Source organism: Mycobacterium sp. NGS63, assembly GCF_059812295.1.
Genome location: NZ_JCALCJ010000004.1, coordinates 242,827 through 260,444 on the forward strand (window position 1 = coordinate 242,827; position 17,618 = coordinate 260,444).

The 17,618-nt window shown below is 63.2% G+C and carries 20 protein-coding genes; 17 read left to right on the plus strand and 3 right to left on the minus strand.

Annotated elements, in window-relative coordinates; translation table 11 throughout:
- Nucleotides 1-16: 16 nt before the first annotated feature.
- The 10 genes from AC5Y4Z_RS11675 (at nt 17) to AC5Y4Z_RS11720 (ending at nt 7,112) form a co-directional block, all read left to right on the plus strand.
- A complete protein-coding gene (locus AC5Y4Z_RS11675; protein WP_499963804.1) occupies nt 17-778 on the plus strand; it encodes a hypothetical protein in 762 nt (253 codons plus the stop codon).
- 66 nt (nt 779-844) lie between these two features.
- Nucleotides 845-1,441 carry a hypothetical protein gene (locus AC5Y4Z_RS11680; protein ID WP_499963806.1) on the plus strand — a complete coding sequence of 199 codons (597 nt, stop codon included), beginning with the start codon at nt 845-847 and terminating at the stop codon, nt 1,439-1,441.
- Between the two features lie 87 nt (nt 1,442-1,528).
- Entirely contained in the window at nt 1,529-1,951 is a 423-nt protein-coding gene (locus AC5Y4Z_RS11685) for a hypothetical protein (protein ID WP_499963808.1), read from the plus strand.
- A 42-nt stretch (nt 1,952-1,993) separates the two neighbouring features.
- Entirely contained in the window at nt 1,994-2,377 is a 384-nt protein-coding gene (locus AC5Y4Z_RS11690) for a hypothetical protein (protein ID WP_499963810.1), read from the plus strand.
- A gap of 29 nt (nt 2,378-2,406) precedes the next feature.
- On the plus strand, nt 2,407-2,889 hold the full coding sequence (locus AC5Y4Z_RS11695) for a hypothetical protein (RefSeq protein ID WP_499963812.1): 483 nt from the start codon (nt 2,407-2,409) through the stop codon (nt 2,887-2,889).
- 2 nt (nt 2,890-2,891) lie between these two features.
- On the plus strand, nt 2,892-3,641 hold the full coding sequence (locus tag AC5Y4Z_RS11700) for a flavin reductase family protein (RefSeq protein ID WP_499963814.1): 750 nt from the start codon (nt 2,892-2,894) through the stop codon (nt 3,639-3,641).
- A gap of 32 nt (nt 3,642-3,673) precedes the next feature.
- Complete coding sequence (locus AC5Y4Z_RS11705; RefSeq protein ID WP_499963816.1) at nt 3,674-4,888, plus strand: acyl-CoA dehydrogenase family protein; 1,215 nt, start codon at nt 3,674-3,676, stop codon at nt 4,886-4,888.
- Between the two features lie 33 nt (nt 4,889-4,921).
- Nucleotides 4,922-5,782: a fumarylacetoacetate hydrolase family protein gene (locus AC5Y4Z_RS11710; protein WP_499963818.1), complete on the plus strand. Its 861-nt coding sequence runs from the start codon at nt 4,922-4,924 to the stop codon at nt 5,780-5,782.
- 38 nt (nt 5,783-5,820) lie between these two features.
- On the plus strand, nt 5,821-6,741 hold the full coding sequence (locus AC5Y4Z_RS11715) for a VOC family protein (RefSeq protein ID WP_499963820.1): 921 nt from the start codon (nt 5,821-5,823) through the stop codon (nt 6,739-6,741).
- 23 nt (nt 6,742-6,764) lie between these two features.
- On the plus strand, nt 6,765-7,112 hold the full coding sequence (locus AC5Y4Z_RS11720) for a Dabb family protein (RefSeq protein ID WP_499963822.1): 348 nt from the start codon (nt 6,765-6,767) through the stop codon (nt 7,110-7,112).
- A gap of 25 nt (nt 7,113-7,137) precedes the next feature.
- On the opposite strand, the gene AC5Y4Z_RS11725 is transcribed toward AC5Y4Z_RS11720, so the two are convergent.
- The 3 genes from AC5Y4Z_RS11725 to AC5Y4Z_RS11735 all read right to left on the minus strand — a co-directional run bounded on the left by AC5Y4Z_RS11725 (nt 7,138) and on the right by AC5Y4Z_RS11735 (nt 9,558).
- Nucleotides 7,138-7,344 (minus strand): ferredoxin, encoded by a 207-nt coding sequence (locus AC5Y4Z_RS11725; RefSeq protein WP_499963824.1) that lies wholly within the window; start codon nt 7,342-7,344, stop codon nt 7,138-7,140.
- Nucleotides 7,341-8,546, minus strand: a complete 1,206-nt coding sequence (locus AC5Y4Z_RS11730; RefSeq protein ID WP_499963825.1) for a cytochrome P450 — start codon at nt 8,544-8,546, stop codon at nt 7,341-7,343. The genes AC5Y4Z_RS11725 and AC5Y4Z_RS11730 overlap by 4 nt, the downstream gene beginning before the upstream one ends.
- Before the next feature lie 241 nt (nt 8,547-8,787).
- Nucleotides 8,788-9,558, minus strand: coding sequence for a FadR/GntR family transcriptional regulator (locus AC5Y4Z_RS11735; RefSeq protein WP_499964774.1), 771 nt, complete (start codon nt 9,556-9,558; stop codon nt 8,788-8,790).
- A 291-nt stretch (nt 9,559-9,849) separates the two neighbouring features.
- On the opposite strand from AC5Y4Z_RS11735, the gene AC5Y4Z_RS11740 reads away from it, so the two are divergent.
- From AC5Y4Z_RS11740 to AC5Y4Z_RS11770, 7 genes are read left to right on the plus strand one after another with little or no spacing between them, the layout of a single operon-like run.
- The gene (locus AC5Y4Z_RS11740; RefSeq protein ID WP_067161330.1) at nt 9,850-10,617 is read left to right on the plus strand and encodes an MlaE family ABC transporter permease; all 768 of its coding nucleotides are present in this window, start codon (nt 9,850-9,852) and stop codon (nt 10,615-10,617) included.
- Entirely contained in the window at nt 10,614-11,462 is an 849-nt protein-coding gene (locus AC5Y4Z_RS11745; RefSeq protein WP_499963827.1) for an ABC transporter permease, read from the plus strand. Before AC5Y4Z_RS11740 ends, AC5Y4Z_RS11745 begins: the two co-directional genes overlap by 4 nt.
- A gap of 2 nt (nt 11,463-11,464) precedes the next feature.
- Nucleotides 11,465-12,805 carry an MCE family protein gene (locus AC5Y4Z_RS11750; RefSeq protein WP_499963829.1) on the plus strand — a complete coding sequence of 447 codons (1,341 nt, stop codon included), beginning with the start codon at nt 11,465-11,467 and terminating at the stop codon, nt 12,803-12,805.
- A 27-nt stretch (nt 12,806-12,832) separates the two neighbouring features.
- Entirely contained in the window at nt 12,833-13,861 is a 1,029-nt protein-coding gene (locus AC5Y4Z_RS11755) for a virulence factor Mce family protein (protein ID WP_499963831.1), read from the plus strand.
- Complete coding sequence (locus AC5Y4Z_RS11760; RefSeq protein WP_499963833.1) at nt 13,858-15,207, plus strand: MCE family protein; 1,350 nt, start codon at nt 13,858-13,860, stop codon at nt 15,205-15,207. Before AC5Y4Z_RS11755 ends, AC5Y4Z_RS11760 begins: the two co-directional genes overlap by 4 nt.
- Entirely contained in the window at nt 15,204-16,484 is a 1,281-nt protein-coding gene (locus AC5Y4Z_RS11765; RefSeq protein WP_499963835.1) for an MCE family protein, read from the plus strand. The genes AC5Y4Z_RS11760 and AC5Y4Z_RS11765 overlap by 4 nt, the downstream gene beginning before the upstream one ends.
- Nucleotides 16,481-17,617, plus strand: a complete 1,137-nt coding sequence (locus AC5Y4Z_RS11770) for an MCE family protein (RefSeq protein ID WP_499963837.1) — start codon at nt 16,481-16,483, stop codon at nt 17,615-17,617. Before AC5Y4Z_RS11765 ends, AC5Y4Z_RS11770 begins: the two co-directional genes overlap by 4 nt.
- Nucleotide 17,618 lies beyond the last annotated feature (1 nt).

Here is a 17,618-nt window from a genome sequence, read left to right on the forward strand (position 1 = left end):
AAGAAAGGGGCAACCCATGAACGATAACAACAACAACAGCGTGAAACTGAAGTCGGCCACCACCGAGCCAACGGATCATGCTGTGGCGAAACCGGATCCCGGCCATGAGGGCGACCCGCACAAGATAGAACCCGATGCTCCCGCCGCTGAGACGACCGATGCCACCGACGACACCGACGATGAAAACGGTGCTGATCCGGCCGATGAGCCGGCCGCCGATAAAGGCAAACAGCGTGGCGAACGCGCACAACGGCGCCTGTCGATCTCGGTCAGCGCGCGCGGCCTGCTATCCGGCGCGCTGATCACCGCCCTGGTGGGCGCCCTCGCCACGTTCGTCTGGCTCTACATCGACGCGCGGCGCGAACTCGACGCGCACGCCCGCAAAGCGGACAACTACGCGCACGCCGAGAAGGTGGCCCTCGACTATGCCGTCAACGCAGCGTCGATGAACTTCCAGGACCTCAACGGGTGGAAAGCCAAATTGGTGGCCGGAACCACCCCCGAGTTGAACGAAAAATTAAGCAAGGCAGCCGACTCCATGCAACAGATCCTGGTCCCGTTGCAGTGGGCCTCGAACACACGACCACTGATCGCCAAGGTCCGTTCGAACACTGCGGGTATCTACGTCGTCGACTGTTTCGTGAGCGTTCAAACCAAGACGGTGCAGGCCCCGGATCCGCTGATGTCCACGGCAACATACAGCCTCACTCTGGACAGCAATAAGAACTGGCAGATCACCGACGTCGGCGGAATCGGCGCGCTGACCGGCCAAAGATAGCTCGGGAACATTTGGGGAACGAGGTGCACCATGCGTCATTGCCATTCGCGTTGGCGTGAACTCGGTTTGGCGGCCGCACTGATCGGGTCCCTCACGGCGGCCACTACCGTCGCGCCCGAGGCGAGTGCCGAGCCATCGGACCCGCCCAGTAACGATCAACTGATCCGCCCGCTGCCCCCGATCGTCGTGCACCCGACGAACTGGGCGCCGAAGTTTCCCTTCCCGTACGACCAGACCAGGAACCAGGTCACCCCGGCAGACACCCGGGCGGAAGCTGAAATGTGCCAGTGGTACACCGCTCAGTACCAGATCATCAATGACCAAATCGAGCGGGTTCAATTCAATCGAATCAGCCCCAATGGGACGGACTGGGACTACACCGCGAATGGCGTTCAGCAACAGGTCGACATCGTCACCGGCAACATAGACCAGTCGGTGAACTTTCTCGGCCCCCGCGCCCAGGCGCTCACCCAACGTCAAGACTTCGCCGGCGACAACTATTTTCCCCTCTATCAGGGCGAGGCCTTCTACGGCTTATGGCAGGAGCTCTCCAACGTGAGCAACGGCATCAAAGCCCATCAACCCGATTGGTTCACCGGACCTTCCTACCTACGGGTGAAGAGGTTGGCCAGCGAGATCCACCGTTCGCGCGTGTGCGATTGAAGGATCACCGCGATGCGTAACGTCCCACCCCGAACCCGCGTGTGCCGCGACTATCACCGCTGCACCGCCGCGGTGATAGTCGCCGCAATGACGCTCGCTGCCAGCGCCGTTGAATTGCCCTCGGCCGCCGCCGACTTCGCGGGCAGTCTCAGGGATGCGGTGGTGCAGGCACGTCAGGGCTCGCCATGTGGAGTGTTGCGGCCCGAGGCGCTTGCCGACCAAACGGCCGCGATCGCCGCCCGCTCAACGGACACCTATCTCGATCACAACGCGCGGGTCATTCCGGTGTCGGACCCACTTCCGATCCTGAAAGACCTCGGCCTCAACGCCGGCAAGGCAAAGTTGTTGCAGGGTGCCGGCCAAACCGAGGCCGACGCGATCAAGGCCATCTTGATCACCGGCTACAAAGAACTCCCCGACTGCTCCTACACGGCATACGGGACGAGCACGTTACCGAACACCAACCTCGGCAGTTGGTTCCTGTCCGCAGTGGTATTGGTGGGGCCCTAGATGCGGTCGTCGCGATGCCTGAACCGGAGTTGGGTGGTGGCAATGGCGCTGACCACCGGAATCGTCGCCGTGCTGGCTGTCCCGGTCGCTCACGCCGAGGACACCGTTACCTACGAGATTGTCTCGGACCAGGACAACGTGCCTGCCGCAAATGTCGAGTACAACGACCGGTCCGAACGCAAATCATTACAGCACGTTTCACTGCCCTGGCGCCGCACGGCCGATGTGCCAAACGCGGTCAGTCCGACAAAAGATGGCGCTGAAATTCGCGCCGACTGGCGGCCCTATCGCTGGCCGTACAAGTACGTCACGGTGCGCATCTACCTCGGAGACAAGCTGCTATGCGAAAGCACCCTCGATGTCGGCGATGCCACCTGCTACGGCAGCACGCCGCACAGAAATTTCCCGCAAACCGGTGGGGAGTGATTGTGCGTAAGGAAGTTTCGTCTCGGTGGTTGGCCACCCTGTCGACCATCGCGCTGGCGCTGCTGAGCGCGCCCCGATCACATGCCGATCCGGTTGACGCGACGATCGCGCCCAATCCCTATCCAAAGGACAGCCTCGTCCTGGCGGCCTACACCCGCCTTGACCCCGCTCAGTATTTCCTGCCCGGCCTCTACGGGGTGTATTTCCTGACCCCTACCGGGCTCAACTGCGGGATCTGGCTGCGGGGAAGCTTTGGCTGCGCCGGTCCTCTTCCCGACACCCCGCCTGGAACTGACCACATCGGCTGGTTCAACGGGGACACGAGGGTCCATCACGATCCGGCGATCGCGATCGGGTTTCCCCGTGCGCAAGCGCAGCAGGTCCTACCGCCCCGCAGCTTTCTCAACTGGAACGAGACGACCTGCGCCACAATGGCGGACACCAGCACCTACTGCTACCGCGGCGTGTTCCGATTTCTCATCACCCCGAACGGCACATACCTCAACGGCTGATCATGTCCGATGCGCATCTTGGCCACAGCCTTCGCCCCGTTGCTGCGTCGGGTCCGTTCCGCGATGGAGCGCCCTTGCCCGTGGTACCTGTGACGGCACAAGCAGGACCTTCCGCCGCGCAGCGCGAAATCAGCATGATGAATAACGGCGAATCTATTGACAGGCGCATGGGCGGGCTCGCAGACTGCAAGGAAGCAATTCAGCATGGTGAATTTGGTGGGAAGGCCGCAGTGGTACTCGATCGGCACTTTCGCGACTTGATGGCGGGGGTCTGCGCCCCGGTTGCGATCGTGACGACCGCCGACCACGACGGGGCGCATGGCGCAACGGTGAGTTCGCTGGCATCGGTGTCGCTCCGGCCGCCGCTGGTATCGATCGCACTGGATTGCGGCTCCGCGTTGTTGGCGCGGATCCTCGGAAGCCGTCGCTTCGGGGTCAACGTACTCGGGCGCGCCCAGGACGACCTCGCCGTCGTCTTCGCCAAAAGGGGAGTGGACCGATTCAACCAGGTGCGCTGGTCGATGGCGGATGGGTTGCCGCGGTTGGACGGCGCAGTCGGATGGGCGGCTTGCGACCTCCATCAATCGGTCGAGGCTGGCGATCACGTACTGCTCATCGGCATGGTGCACCACGCCGCATCGTCCGCCGAACCGCCATTGATCTACGGCCACCGCACATTTGGCACACATTCGCAATTCAAACAACGGCCCCGCACGCCGATCACCGATCACATCGCCGCTTGTGCCCGCTGAATAGGGCATCCCTACACCGAGGAGTAAACGCGATGACAACCGTTCAGCCTTCGCTTGATGGCGGTACCGCGACGCCCCACGCCGCCGAGCTAGTGGCGCGCGTCAAGGAACTTCAACCGCTGCTGTCGAAGAACGCGGTGGCCGGCGAGCAGGACCGACGGGTCGCAGAAGAAAGCATCGAGGCCCTGGCCCAGGCCGGGTTGTTCCGGCTGACCATACCGAAGCGCTACGGCGGATATGAGACCTCGATGCGTACCATGCTCGACGTTTGTGCCGCCGTCGCCGAAGCCGATGGCGGAACCGCGTGGATCGTCACTTTGATCAACGTGTGTAACTGGATGACCAGCCTGTTCAGCGCCCAGGCGCAGGACGAAGTCTTCGGCGCCAATCCCAATGCGAAGGTCTCTGGAGTGCTGGCGCCGACGTCGGAATCCCAAAAGACCGACGGGGGATGGAGGGTTAGCGGAAAGTGGTATTACAACTCGGGATCGTGGCATTCGGACTGGTCGGTGCTGGGCATCCCGATCACCGACGAGGCCGGCGAGGTCGTTGACCAGGGGCTCGCGCTGATCCCTCGCTCGGAGCTGCAGCTGGAGGACGTGTGGTTCGTCGCAGGCATGAAATCCACCGGCAGCAACGCCGTCAGCGCCGAGGATGTATTCGTGCCCGAGCACCGCATCCTGCGGGTGCCCAATGCGATTCGCGGCGACTATCCATCGGAGCACACCGGCACTGAGCCCTTGTACCGGTCGGCGTTCGTCCCCGTTGTCGCGTTGGTGCTCGTGGGTCCCCAGCTGGGCATGGGCAGAGCCGCGCTGCAATATGTGACCAGCAAGGCGGCGAAAAAGCCCATTTCCTACACCTTTTATGAAACCCAACAGGATTCGGTGGCCTTCCAGTTGCAGATCGCCGAAGCGGCGCGGCTGATCGACACCGCCCAGCTGCATGCGTATCGCGCTGCCAGCGATATCGACGAGGCAGCCGCCCGGGGCGAATACCCGGACTTCCTGACTCGCGCCCGAGTGCGATCCGACACCGGCTACGTCGCGGAGTCGATCACGCGTGCCATCGAGATTCTGTTGTCGGCGCATGGCGCGGGATCATTCGCGGATGTCAATCCACTGCAGCGGATTTGGCGCGACTCGTCGACCGCGGCGCGGCACGCGGTGGTGTCGCCAATGGTTGCCTATGAGGTGTACGGCAAGGCGCTGCTGGGCGTCGAGGAAACCATCACCCCGCTGGTCTGAACGCAGCAGACCCCATAACGAAAGGACTTTCACGTGCGCGTGGCGAATCTTTGTGGCCGACTTGCGCTGGTGACCGCCGACGGAGCGCGAGCGCTGGATGTGCAGGGCGCCAGCGGTGGCCGTTTCGACTCCTCGCCGCAGCGGATCTACGACGAGTGGGCGGAGTTCGTGTCGTGGGCCGACCGGGTCGACCTGGCCTCCGCCGAGCCGTTCTCTCCGAGTGAACTCGGAGCGCCGGCGCCGGCTCCCAGGCAAGTGTTCGCGATCGGCCTGAACTATCGCGCCCACGCCGCGGAATCGCACTTCGACGTTCCCGACGAGCCGACGGTGATGTTCACCAAGTGGCCGTCGTGCATTACCGGCCCGGTCACCACAGTCGAGCTGCCGCCGAGCGGCCATACCGACTGGGAGGTAGAGCTTGTCGCCGTCATCGGCCGCTCGGCGCATCGGGTCGCGCAGAACCAGGCGTGGGACCACGTGGCGGGGTTGACGGTCGGGCAGGACCTTTCGGAGAGGATCACCCAAACCAGTGGCCCCTCACCGCAATTCAGCTTGGGAAAATCCCTGCCCGGTTTCGGACCCACCGGACCGTGGCTGGTCACACCCGATGAATTCGACAACCCCGATGATCTCGAATTGGGTTGCACCATCGACGGAGAACAGATGCAAAAGGGTCGCACGCGGGATCTGGTATTTTCGGTGCCCGCCCTGATTTCGCGCCTGTCGCACAAGCTGCCGCTGCTGCCCGGCGACCTGCTGTTCACCGGCACACCCGCCGGAGTGGGGCTGGGCCGGACGCCCCCGCGTTATCTGGTTCCGGGTGAGGAACTGGTCAGTTACGTCAGGGGAATCGGGGAGCTGCGACAGCGATTCGTCGCCGGCGAAGCCGTTTGAATCGTCCACATAACCCTTCGCAATAGCAGGAGGTCGCTATGGCCCTACACCGGCTGACCGCTGTGACGATCGGGGTGCCCAACGTCCCCGAAACACAGGCCTACTATGCCGAGTTCGGCTTGGAGGTTTATGGGGACGGCTGTTTCGCCACGCGTGACGGAGGTAGGCAGTTACGCATCGTCCACGCGCCGACGCGCAGGCTGATCGAAATGGAGCTCGGCGCCGAGGACGACGACGACATCGAGCGCATCGCAAGCAATCTGAAGCGTATCGGCGCGCAGCCGGAGCGACAACCACGTCAGGTCAGCGCAGTCGAATCCGTCACCGGTGTCCGTGTGACGACGGCTGTCACCGGCCGAATCGTCCAACTGCCCACGCCGGTCCCCATGCCCAACACACCGGGCCGAGCCGGACGGATAGGCCAACGCGCACCGGGTGTGCTGCGCAGCGGTCGGGTCCGACCGCGCAAGCTCGGCCATGTCGTCCTGGGGACTACTAACCTCGAAGCGACGCAACGCTTCTTCCTCGACGGCCTCGGGTTCAAGGTCAGCGATCGCATCAAGGATGTGGGGGCATTCCTGCGCTGCTCGACCGACCACCACAACGTGCTTATCCTGCGCGCACCGGTGAGCTTCCTACACCACACCTCCTGGCAGGTTGACGACATCGACGAGGTGGGGCGAGGCGCGTCGGCGATGCTGCAGGCCGATCCCGCACGCCACGTCTGGGGGCTCGGGCGCCATCACGCGGGCTCGAATTTCTTCTGGTACCTCAAAGATCCGGCCGGGAACTTCAGTGAGTACTACGCGGACATGGACTCCATCGTCGACGACCAGCTATGGACGCCGGAGACATTTGAGGGCGCACGAGGTTTGTTCAATTGGGGGCCGCCGCCACCGCCGTCGTTCCTGTCCCCCGAAGACCTGGGCGCCCTCATGATCGGTGCGCACGCGTCATGAGCATCCCACAATAGGAGCTCAGCATGCCCGTGATGCATGTGGTCACATTCACCTTCGCGTCTGACGTGGCTGACGCGGTGATGTCGGAACTTGGTGCGGCACTCGATAATTTCGTGCCACGCACGAAGGCCATCCGCTATTACCACGGACCCGACATCGGCGTGCGAGACGGGAACGCTCACTACGCCGTAGTGGCGGTTTTCGATGATCCCCATGCGTTCCAGAACTATATCGCTCACCCAGAACATCTGCAGATCATCCAGGATAAGATTGCGCCTCACCTGCGGTCGCGATCGGCTGTGCAGTTCGAGGTCCCGTCTGAAGGATTTAACGGCTCGCGCGATTCCACCGTCTTGGGATCAACGGGCTAGAGCACGAAGTCGACTGTTATCAGCGCTATTCGGCCAGCAACCGGTCAGCGAGCCGGAGCGCGGCCACTGGGCAGACCATGGCGGCATCGCGGACGTGCGCCTCGTCGCGGTCCGAAACATTCTCCGCGAGAATGGTCAGATTTCCGTCACCATCGAGTGAGAAGTACTCCGGCGCGACGACTTCACACATCCCGTGGCCTTCACATCGATTTCGGTCGATTTCGATTCTCACCGCGTGCGCTCCTCGGTCAGGCGGACTGGGACAGATCGGACTCGTCTGGTCAGCGCCCCTGGACATTTCACCCATTTCGCGTCTGGGTCCAGCGTCATGTGGGGATAGCGATCTAGTAGGGCGCTGATGGCGACTTGGGCCTCGATGCGGGCCAGCGGTGCGCCGATGCAGGTATGGATTCCGCGTCCGAACGCCAAGTGGGCCGCAGGATTCGGCCGATCGAGGCGGTATCTCCGGGAGTCATGGCCCCACCTGTTTTCGTCGTGGTTCGCCGACTGGATGTTGAGGTAGACCTTCTTGCCGGCAGGGACGGCATACGAATCGATCGTCACGTCCCGCATCACCGAGCGCACCATGAACTGAGCCGGTGAGTCCATGCGCAATGACTCTTCGATGGCGTTCGGCAATTGCGAGCGGTCGGCCTGCACGGCCTCGAAATTATTCCTGTTCTCCAGCAATCTGTATAGGCAGTTCGCGATGAGTGCCCGGGTCGTATCGGTCGAGGCCACCACCAGTTGGAGGATGTGCGTCATCACCTCCGGTGTGGACATATCGGCCTCGCCCGGCCCGGAGAAGCATAAGTTGTCCAGAACGTCTTCTCGATGGTCATCGGGACGCGTGCGCCGCTCTTCTGTCAACTCGGCTAAATACGTTGTGAGGGAGACGAATTCGGGCAGCTGGTGGGTGGGCGCCGGAACCGTTGCGACGATCACGTCAGACCACCGTTGGACCTCGCTCCAGGCGTCCTGGGGGATGCCGATGAGCGCGTACAGAACCTTGGCGGGGATGAAGTGCGCGTAATCCGCGTAGAGATCAACGCGCCCGGATTTGGGAAGAGCGTTCAGGCAATCCGTGACGATCGACTCCACTTGCGGTGTCAGCTTCCGTAACCGCACGGGCGCAAAGTCCTTCAGCAGCCGCGCACGCAACGCGGTGTGTGCAGGAGGGTCCGCTTGGGTGGCGACGGTGAAGGGCCACTGGACGTCCTCGGCTCCGACGGAGAAATTGCCCTTGTTTGAGAAGTTCTCGGTGTCATCGAAGACCTGCCGGACACCGACATCGCTGTTGACGCAGTAGAGGATGTCGCTGACCTGCCCGACGCGGCAGCCCAAGCGGGAGGCGTGCATCAATTCGTCGGGCTCAGCAATATGCTCCGCGTTGAGCGGATCGAAGAATTGACCTGGTTCTGCGGGGGTTGTCACGCCAGTCCCCCCTCGACCGCGGTTATCGCACGCCAGGGCCGAGGTGACCAGTGCGAGTCGTCGTGCGGTGGCCAACATGCTCGTCGCAAATCACAGACCATTGCGCGTTCACAGTGGTGCATCGGCATGTGTCGAGTCTTGAGTCGCGTCGATGACATTGTCAAGGGAATCCGCAGTATTCATTATGGTGAATTGCTCGCTCGTCGGGGCGGCGCGGCTCGGCTAAGACAGGCCGGCGGCCCTACTGATTGACGGCGACGGAATGGGTGGTGGCGGCCTCGCCGATCCAGGGTCCGGTGGCGTTGTGCTCGAGGATCAATTCCAGCGCGTGTGGATCGTGTTCGCTGATGGCGTCGACCAGGGACCTGTGCAGGTCGTAACGGTTATGCAGGTATTCGGACAGGGACTCGTCTTCGACCGGTTCCGCCGTCAGCAGGTGGGAATCGGTGATTTCCAGCAGGTGCAGATAGAAGGAGCGCAGCAGGGCGCTCGGACTGATTTCGGCGAGCCTGATATGTAGCTGCCAGTTGGCACGAATGAAGGCGGTGCGATCGGCCGCGGCCGCGGCAACCTTCATCTGATCCAGCTCGGCCCGCAGTCCGGCGATGTCGTGAGCGGATGCGTGTTCCAACGCATCCTGCACCAGCAGCGGGTCGAGCGCGTGGCGCAGCCGGAAGGCGTCGGCCAGCGACGCCGCCTCGTCGCCGAGGGAGAGCATGGCGTTACCGAAGCGCACCATGGGTGATTGCTGGCTGGCAAACAGGCCACCGCCGGGACCCGAGCGGACGGTGACGAGTTCGCGCGCTTGGACCATTCGCAAAGCCTCGTTGAACGTGCCGACAGACACGCCGCAGGCGGCGCGCAGTTCGTCTTTGGTGCCGAGCCGTTCGCCCGGTTTGGCCGACAACGCCATGGCCGCCAACTGCTCGGCCGCCTGTTCGGGCCTCGTCAGACCGCGGGCTGGCCGACGTTCCCAATCGGCCCTGCGTAAGGCGGGAGGATCGACTGTCATCACCGCTCATCTTCCCACTAGCAACCGGCTTGACGCGTTAGGACGCCCCGCCAGGATTCATCATATTGGATTACGCTCAATCTATTGACAAGTGACTGATATCACCCCAAACTCTCACCCAGATCAATTGAGCATGGTGAATTCCTGAGGCGGTGTGAGGGGGTGGTTCAGCTGACAAGTCCGGGCCTGACCACCAGCGACAAGAGCCGCGCTGGCCCCCGCGGCGCGTCGCCTCTGCGGGCCCATGTTGGCAGCGGCGGGCACCGCCGGGTCGTCCCAAGGCCACCGGGAATGATCGCGTGGGCCCGCGCAGCCAGGCCCGCCTCGGCGGTCGGGGGCTTCTTTGCGATGGCGCTGGATACCCTGATGCTCATCCCGCGAAAGCCATGGGCCTGGCGCGAGTTCCTGCTTCAGTCCTGGTTCGTGGCGCGGGTGTCGTTGCTCCCGACGCTGATGTTGGCGATTCCCTACACCGTTTTGGTGGTCTTCACGTTCAACATCCTGCTCTTGGAATTCGGCGCCGCTGACTTCTGCGGGACGACGGCCGCGTTTGCCACCGTCACGCAGGTGGGCCCAATCGTCACGGTGCTGGTCGTGGCCGGCGCCGGCGCCACCGCGATGTGCGCCGACCTGGGCGCGCGCACCATCCGTGAGGAACTGGACGCGCTGCGGGTGATGGGAATCAACCCGATACAGAAGCTGGTGGTGCCGCGAGTATTGGCGGCAACGCTGGTGGCCGTGCTGCTGTCGTCGGTGGTGATCACCGTCGGTCTGGTGGGCGGGTTCTTCTTTTCGGTGTTCATCCAGCACGTGACCCCGGGCGCATACGCGGCCGGGATGACGGTGCTCACCAGGTTTCCCGATGTCGTGCTGGCCGTCATCAAGGCCGGGCTCTTCGGCCTGGCGGCCGGACTCATCGCCTGCTACAAGGGAATTTCGGTCGGCGGCGGGCCCGCCGGCGTGGGCAACGCGGTCAACGAAACCGTCGTGTACGCCTTCATGGCGTTGTTCGCGATCAACATACTCACCACGGCCATCGGCGTGAAGGTCACGCTATGACCGTCTCGCAGATGCCGTTTCCCTACCTGCAGCGCGGCCTGCGCCGGTGGGCGGGCGGATGGACCAGAATCGGCATCCAGACCCAGTTCTACGGAAGGACCGTCGGCTCCGTCGGTGATGTGTTCCTGCGCTACAAGCCCGAACTGCTGCGGTTGATCGCGCAGATGGGCCTGGGGACCGGGGCATTGGCGGTGGTCGGTGGCACGACGGTGATCGTTGCGTTTCTCACGATCACGACCGGGGCCCTGGCGGCGGTGATCGGCTACAACCAGTTTTCCGACATCGGGGTGGAGGCGCTGACCGGATTCGCGTCGGCCTATTTCAACGTGCGGTTGGCCGCGCCCTTGACGTCGGGCATCGCCCTGGCCGCCACCATCGGGGCCGGCGCGACGGCGCAACTCGGCGCGATGCGGATCAACGAAGAGATCGACGCGCTGGAGGTCATGGGCATCCGTTCGATCGCTTATCTGGCATCGACGCGACTGGTGGCCGGAGTGATCGTGGTGATCCCGTTGTATTGCGTCGCGGTGTTGGCGGCGTTCGCGTCGGCAAAGATCAGCACCACGGTCATCTACGGGCAATCCACGGGCGTGTACGACCACTATTTCAACACCTTCCTGTATCCGATGAGTTTGGTGTGGTCGTTCCTGCTGGCCGTGTCGATGGCCGTCGTCATCATGCTGGTCCACACCTACTACGGCTACACCGCCTCGGGGGGACCCGCCGGAGTCGGTGAAGCAGTGGGCCGTGCGGTACGAACGTCGCTGGTGGCGTCGGGAGTCTTGACGGTCTTCATCTCACTGGCCATTTACGGGCAGTCCGGCGGATTCAACCTGTCGGGTTAGCCATGCCAGCCAAAGCGAAACACCGTCATGTCCACCCGGCCTTGTGGACGGCGGTTCTCATCGTGGTTGTACTGGCATTTGTCTGGCTCTGCTCGGCCATGTTCGCCGGCGCACTGAACACTTACGTACCGGTGACTGTCGCATCGGACCGCGCCGGTCTGGTCATGGAGTCGGGCGCCAAAGTCAAGCTGCGCGGCGTGCAAGTGGGTCGCGTCTCCGGCATCGAAGCCGGAAACCCCATTCGCCTCAAGCTCGACCTCTTCCCCGATCAGATCAAGCACATCCCCGCCAACGTCGAAGCCCAGATCCGCGCGACCACCCTGTTCGGCGCGAAATATGTCGACCTGGTCTATCCCGATAATCCGAGCCGGCAACATCTTTCAGCCGGAGCAGTGCTGTGGTCGCGCAACGTCACGACCGAGGTCAATACCGTTTTCGAGAACTTGGTCAAGGTTCTTCATCAGATCGACCCGCCGAAGCTGAACGCGGTCCTGACCGCCCTGGCCGAGGGGGTGCGCGGCCGGGGCGAGCGCATCGGCGAGGCCATCACGGCCAGCAATCACGTGCTCGGCGAGGTCAATCCGCGGATGCCAACGCTGGAGCGAGACTGGCGAGCGCTCGGGGAGGCCGCCGGCGCGTACGGCGGCGCAGCCCAGAACCTCCTCGAGATCGTCAGGTCGTTCACCACGACCAGTGCCACCCTCACGGCTCGGGCGTCCGACCTGGATGACCTGCTCCTCAATGTCATTGGCGTTTCCCAAGCCGGAATTGACCTGCTCGCGCCCAACCGGGACCACCTGGTTCGGGCGGTCAACGTGCTGCAACCCACGACCGATTTGCTGCTCAAATACAACCCCGAGTACACCTGCCTGCTGGTGGGTGCGAAGTCATGGCTTGACAACGGCGGCTACAACGTCGCCGGAGCGCAGAACGGTCGCAGCATCCTGCTCGACGACGCATTTCTTTTGGGTAGTGACCCGTACCGGTACCCCGACAACCTGCCGATCGTGGCGGCCAAGGGCGGTCCCGGCGGCAAACCGGGCTGTGGGTCGCTGCCCGACGTTGCAGCGAATTACCCTGTGCGGCAGCTTGTTACCAACACCGGTTGGGGTACCGGCCTCGACATCCGGCCTAATCCCGGTATCGGCTTTCCGGGGTGGGCCAACTTCTTCCCCGTCACACGCGGCACGCCCGAGCCCCCAAGCATCCGGTATTTCGGGCCCCCCGCGCCTGGGCCGGTGCCCTACCCCGGCGCGCCCCCCTATGGCGCGCCGCAGTACGCACCCGACGGCACACCCCTCTACCCGCCGCCGCCCGGACCACCACCTGCGCCGTCACCGTGACGATGCGCGCGACGAAGGAACCGATCCGTGAGAGATAACCTGGCTGCGGCGACATGGCGTTTCGCCATTTTCGTCATGGTGTGCGGGCTCGCCACGTTCGGCTTGTTCATGATTTTTGCGCAGTTGCGGTTTCAATCAGAGATCACGTACAAGGCCGAATTCACCAATGTGAGCGGTCTGAAGCAGGGCGACTTCGTGCGCATCGCCGGCGTGGAGGTCGGCAAGGTCAAACACATTGCGATACGCCCGGACACCGTCGTCGCGGTGGAGTTTTCGGCCGACAACACCGTGACCCTCACCGAGGGAACCAGGGCGGTCATCCGCTACGACAACGTCATCGGCAATCGCTACCTGGAACTCTTGGAAGGAGTTGGCGGGGTCAAACGGTTGAGTCGCGGTCAGACCATCCCGATCGATCGCACCGAGCCGGCACTGGATCTCGATGCCCTGATCGGCGGGTTCCGCCCCTTGTTTCGGGCACTTGATCCGCTCCAAGTCAATGCGTTGTCCGGGCAGCTGATTCAGGCGTTCCAGGGCCAAAGCGACGCCATCAGCTCCTTTCTCGCCCAGACCGCCGAGGTGACCAGCACTTTGGCCAACCGGGACGAACTAATCGGAAAGGTCATACTCAACCTGAACACGATCCTTGGATCACTCGGCGACCAGAGCCAGCAGTTCGACAAAGCCGTCAGGTCGCTGGACGAGCTCGTCAAGCGACTGGCCGCGGGCAAGACGGACATCGCCAATTCGCTGGCTTACAGCAATGCCGCCACCGGCTCGATCGCCGATCTGCTGTCACAGGCGCGCCCTCCGTTCAAAGAAGTTGTCGCACAATCGCAGCGGGCCAACGACATCGTGCTTGCCGATCACGACTACTTCGACAATTTGCTCAACACGCTGCCGGACGCCTACCAAGCGTTGGCGCGACAAGGCATGTACGGCGACTTCTTCACCTTCTACCTTTGCGAAGCCGTTCTCAAAGTCAATGGCAAAGGCGGTCAACCGGTCTACGTCAGACTCGCCAACCAGCCATCGGGGCGGTGCACGCCAAAATGAAGTCGTTCTCCGAGCGGAACCAAACCGTCATTGGCGTGGTGGGTATCACCGCCACGGCCGCGATCGTCCTGGCCGCACTGGAGTATGACAAGTTACCCATCTTTACCGCACAAAAGGCGGACTACTCCGCCTATTTCGCCGAATCGAGCGGCATCGGCCCGGGCGCGCACGTACAGGTTTCAGGCTTCCAGGTCGGCGCCATCACGAGCGTCGAACTAGACGGTCCACGTGTCCTGATCAAGTTCAATGTGGAGAAGAACGTTCGCCTCGGTGATCGCACCGAGGCGGCCATCAAAGCCAAGAGCCTGTTGGGCGCGAAAGTGCTCGAAGTTACGCCACGCGGCGACGGCCAGTTATCGGGCCCTATCCCGTTGAACCGCACGACCCCCGCTTACCAGCTACCGGACGCGCTCGGCGATCTGACCCAGACCATCCGGGGACTGGACACCGATCGGCTGGACCAGTCGCTGAACACCCTGGCCCAAACATTCAAGGACACACCCCCCAACCTCAAGGCGGCGCTCGACGGCGTCGCCCGGTTTGCCCAGACCCTCGACGAACGGGACAACCAACTTCGGAAGCTGCTCGCCAACGCCAACAAGGTGACGGGGGTGTTGGCCAAGCGTAGTGACCAAGTCGTGGAGCTGGTCGCCAACACCAACGCGTTGCTGATTGAGCTGCGGACGCAAAGTGCTGCGCTGGACCAAGTCTCGGGCAGCATCTCTGCCCTCGCCAGGCAGCTGTCGGGATTCGTCAACGACAACCGCTCGCAACTGCGATCAGCCCTGGACAAGCTCAACGGAGTGCTAGCTATCGTCGACAATCGCAAAGATCGACTACAGAAGTCGCTGAAACTACTCAACGCATACTCGTTGTCGCTTGGCGAGACGGTTTCCTCCGGACCATTCTTCAAGGCCTACGTCGTCAACTTGCTGCCGGGTCAGTTCCTGCAGCCGTTTGTCGACGTGGCGTTCAAGGACCTGGGCTTGGACCCGAACACGTTGTTGCCTTCGCAGCGCACCGATCCGCAGATTGGGCAGCCGGGCACACCCCCGTTGCCGGTGCCGTTTCCCCGCACCGGCCAGGGCGGAGAGCCCAATCTCCGGTTGCCCGACGCGATCACGGGTAATCCCGGGGATCACCCGTGCCCGTTGCCCGGGCCGGGCTGTTATCCCTATCGTGAGCCGCCGCCGGCGCCGCCGCCCGGGGGGCCGCCACCCGGGCCCCCGGAGATCGCGCCACCGGATCTGGCCTCCGTCCCCGAACCCACTCCGTCACCGGTCTACGCGCCGGCGCCCGGTGAGGTGCCGCTGCCCGGTCAGACGCCGCCGAGGGGACAACGGTGAGATCACGTGGCGCCCGAATCGCGCTGGCCGTGGTCCTGTCGGCGACTCTGGCGGCGGGACTCGTCCTCGTCTGGTCGCTGCCGGGGTTCAACCGAACCCACGTGGTCGCCTACTTCGACAACAGCAACGGCATATTCGTCGGCGACGACGTCGTGATCCTCGGCGTCAAGGTCGGCCAAATCGCGAACATCGAACCGCTGCCCGAACGCGCCAAGATCAGCTTTTGGCTGGACAGCAAATACCCGGTTCCCGCCGACGTCAACGCGGTCATCCTCTCGCCGAAACTGATCACCTCCCGGGCGATCCAGCTGACGCCGGCCTATACCGGCGGTCCCCGACTCGCCGATGGCGCCGTCATATCCCAAAGCCATACGGCGGTGCCGGTGGAGTTCGACGACTTGCGCCAACAGTTGGAGAAGCTGACGGAAAGCCTGCAGCCGACACAACCCGGCGGGGTCAGCCCACTGGGCGCCTTCATAGACACGACGGCCGACAACCTTCGGGGACAGGGCTCCCGGATTCGCGACACCATCGTCAAACTGTCACAATCGGTTTCGGCATTCGGTGACCACAGCAACGACACATTTTCGACCGTCAAGAACCTCTCGACGCTCGTGTCCGCACTCCACGACAGCGCTGACCTGATGCGTCAGCTCAACACCAATCTGGCTGCGGTAACGGCGCTTTTCGCCAATGATCCCGATGAGGTGGCCAGGGCGGTCACCGACTTCAACACTGCGGTCGATGACGTCAAGGGATTCCTGGCGGACAACCGCGATGCACTGGGAGCCACATCCGACAAGTTGGCGAGCATCTCACAGGCCCTCACCGACAGCCTCGACGACGTCAAGCAGACACTGCATGCTCTTCCGAACGTGGTGGGCAACTTCGTCAACATCTATGACCCGGCGCAGGGATCCATCACCGGTATCCTGGCCATCAACAACTTCGCCAATCCGATCTCGTTCCTGTGCGGCGCAATTCAAGCCGCATCGCGGCTCAACAACGAGCAGTCGGCCAAGCTCTGCGTGCAATACCTGGCACCGATCATCAAGAATCGGCAATACAACTTCCTCCCATTGGGATTGAACCCGTTCGTCACCGCGCAAGCCCGACCCAACGAGATCACCTACAGCGAGGACTGGCTGCGGCCGGACCACCGGCCTGACCCGCCGCCCGCCTCGCCCACGCCGGCGCCGGCGGCTGAGGCACCGACACCCACCAATCCCGCTGACGGCCTGCCCGGCCTCATGGTTCCACCAGGGGGCAATCAATGACGAAGCGCTTCGTGCGCGTAAGCGCATTGCTGCTGTTGATTACCGTGACCGCCGCGATGCCGGGATGCGGGTGGCGCGGGGTGAACTCGCTACCCCTCCCGGGCACTCAAGGGCACGGGCCGGGGTCTTACCAGGTGCAGGCCCAGATGCCGAATGTTGCCAACATCCAGCCCAATTCACGGGTCCGGGTCGGCGATGTCACCGTCGGCACCGTCACCAAAATCGAACGACAGGGTTGGCACGCCCTGATCACGATGAGGATCAACGGCGACGTCGACCTGCCCGCCAATGCCACCGTGAAACTCGGGCAGACCAGCGTTCTCGGCACCGTTCACGTCGAGCTGGCCTCGCCCACCGACGCCCCGCCGCAAGGAAAATTGCGGAACGGCTCGCTGATCACACTGGCGCGCGCCGGCGCCTACCCAACCACTGAGCAAACGCTGTCGGTGGCCGCGATGTTCCTCAATGGGGGAGGCCTGGGCCAAGTCCAAGACATCACCAAGGCGTTCAGCACCGCATTCGGCGGCCGAGAAGAAGACCTGCGCATCCTGATTCGGCGCGTCGACCAGTTCGTCGGCCAGTTGAATCAACAAAAGGACGACATCCTCACGGCGACCGACCGGATCAACAACCTGGCGAGCCAGTTCGCCGCACAGCAGCCGGTCCTCGACAATGGATTACGGACGATCCCAGATGCGCTGGCTGTGCTCAAGGATCAAAGGGAAAACCTTGTCGAGGCCTTCGACCGGCTCGGCAAGTTCAGCGCACTGGCCGCCGATTCGGCGAACAAGACAAAAGCCGCCTTCGTGCAGGAACTGCGTGATCTCGGTCCCGTGTTGGAGTCGTTGGCCAACGCCGGGCCCGCATTGACCAGATCGCTCAGCCTGCTGCCCACCTTCCCGTGGCCAAAGGAGGACATCGACAAGGTCTTCCGGGGAGACGCGGCCAACATCACCATGATCATCGATTTGACGTTGAGCCGGCTCGACACGGCACTTTTCACCGGTACCCGCTGGGAAGGGAACCTCACCCAACTCGAAATGCAATGGGGCCGCACGATCGGTCAACTACCCAGTCCGGTCACCGCCGGCAACCCGTTGGTGGTTCCTTACCACCGGGATCAGGGGCCGTGAG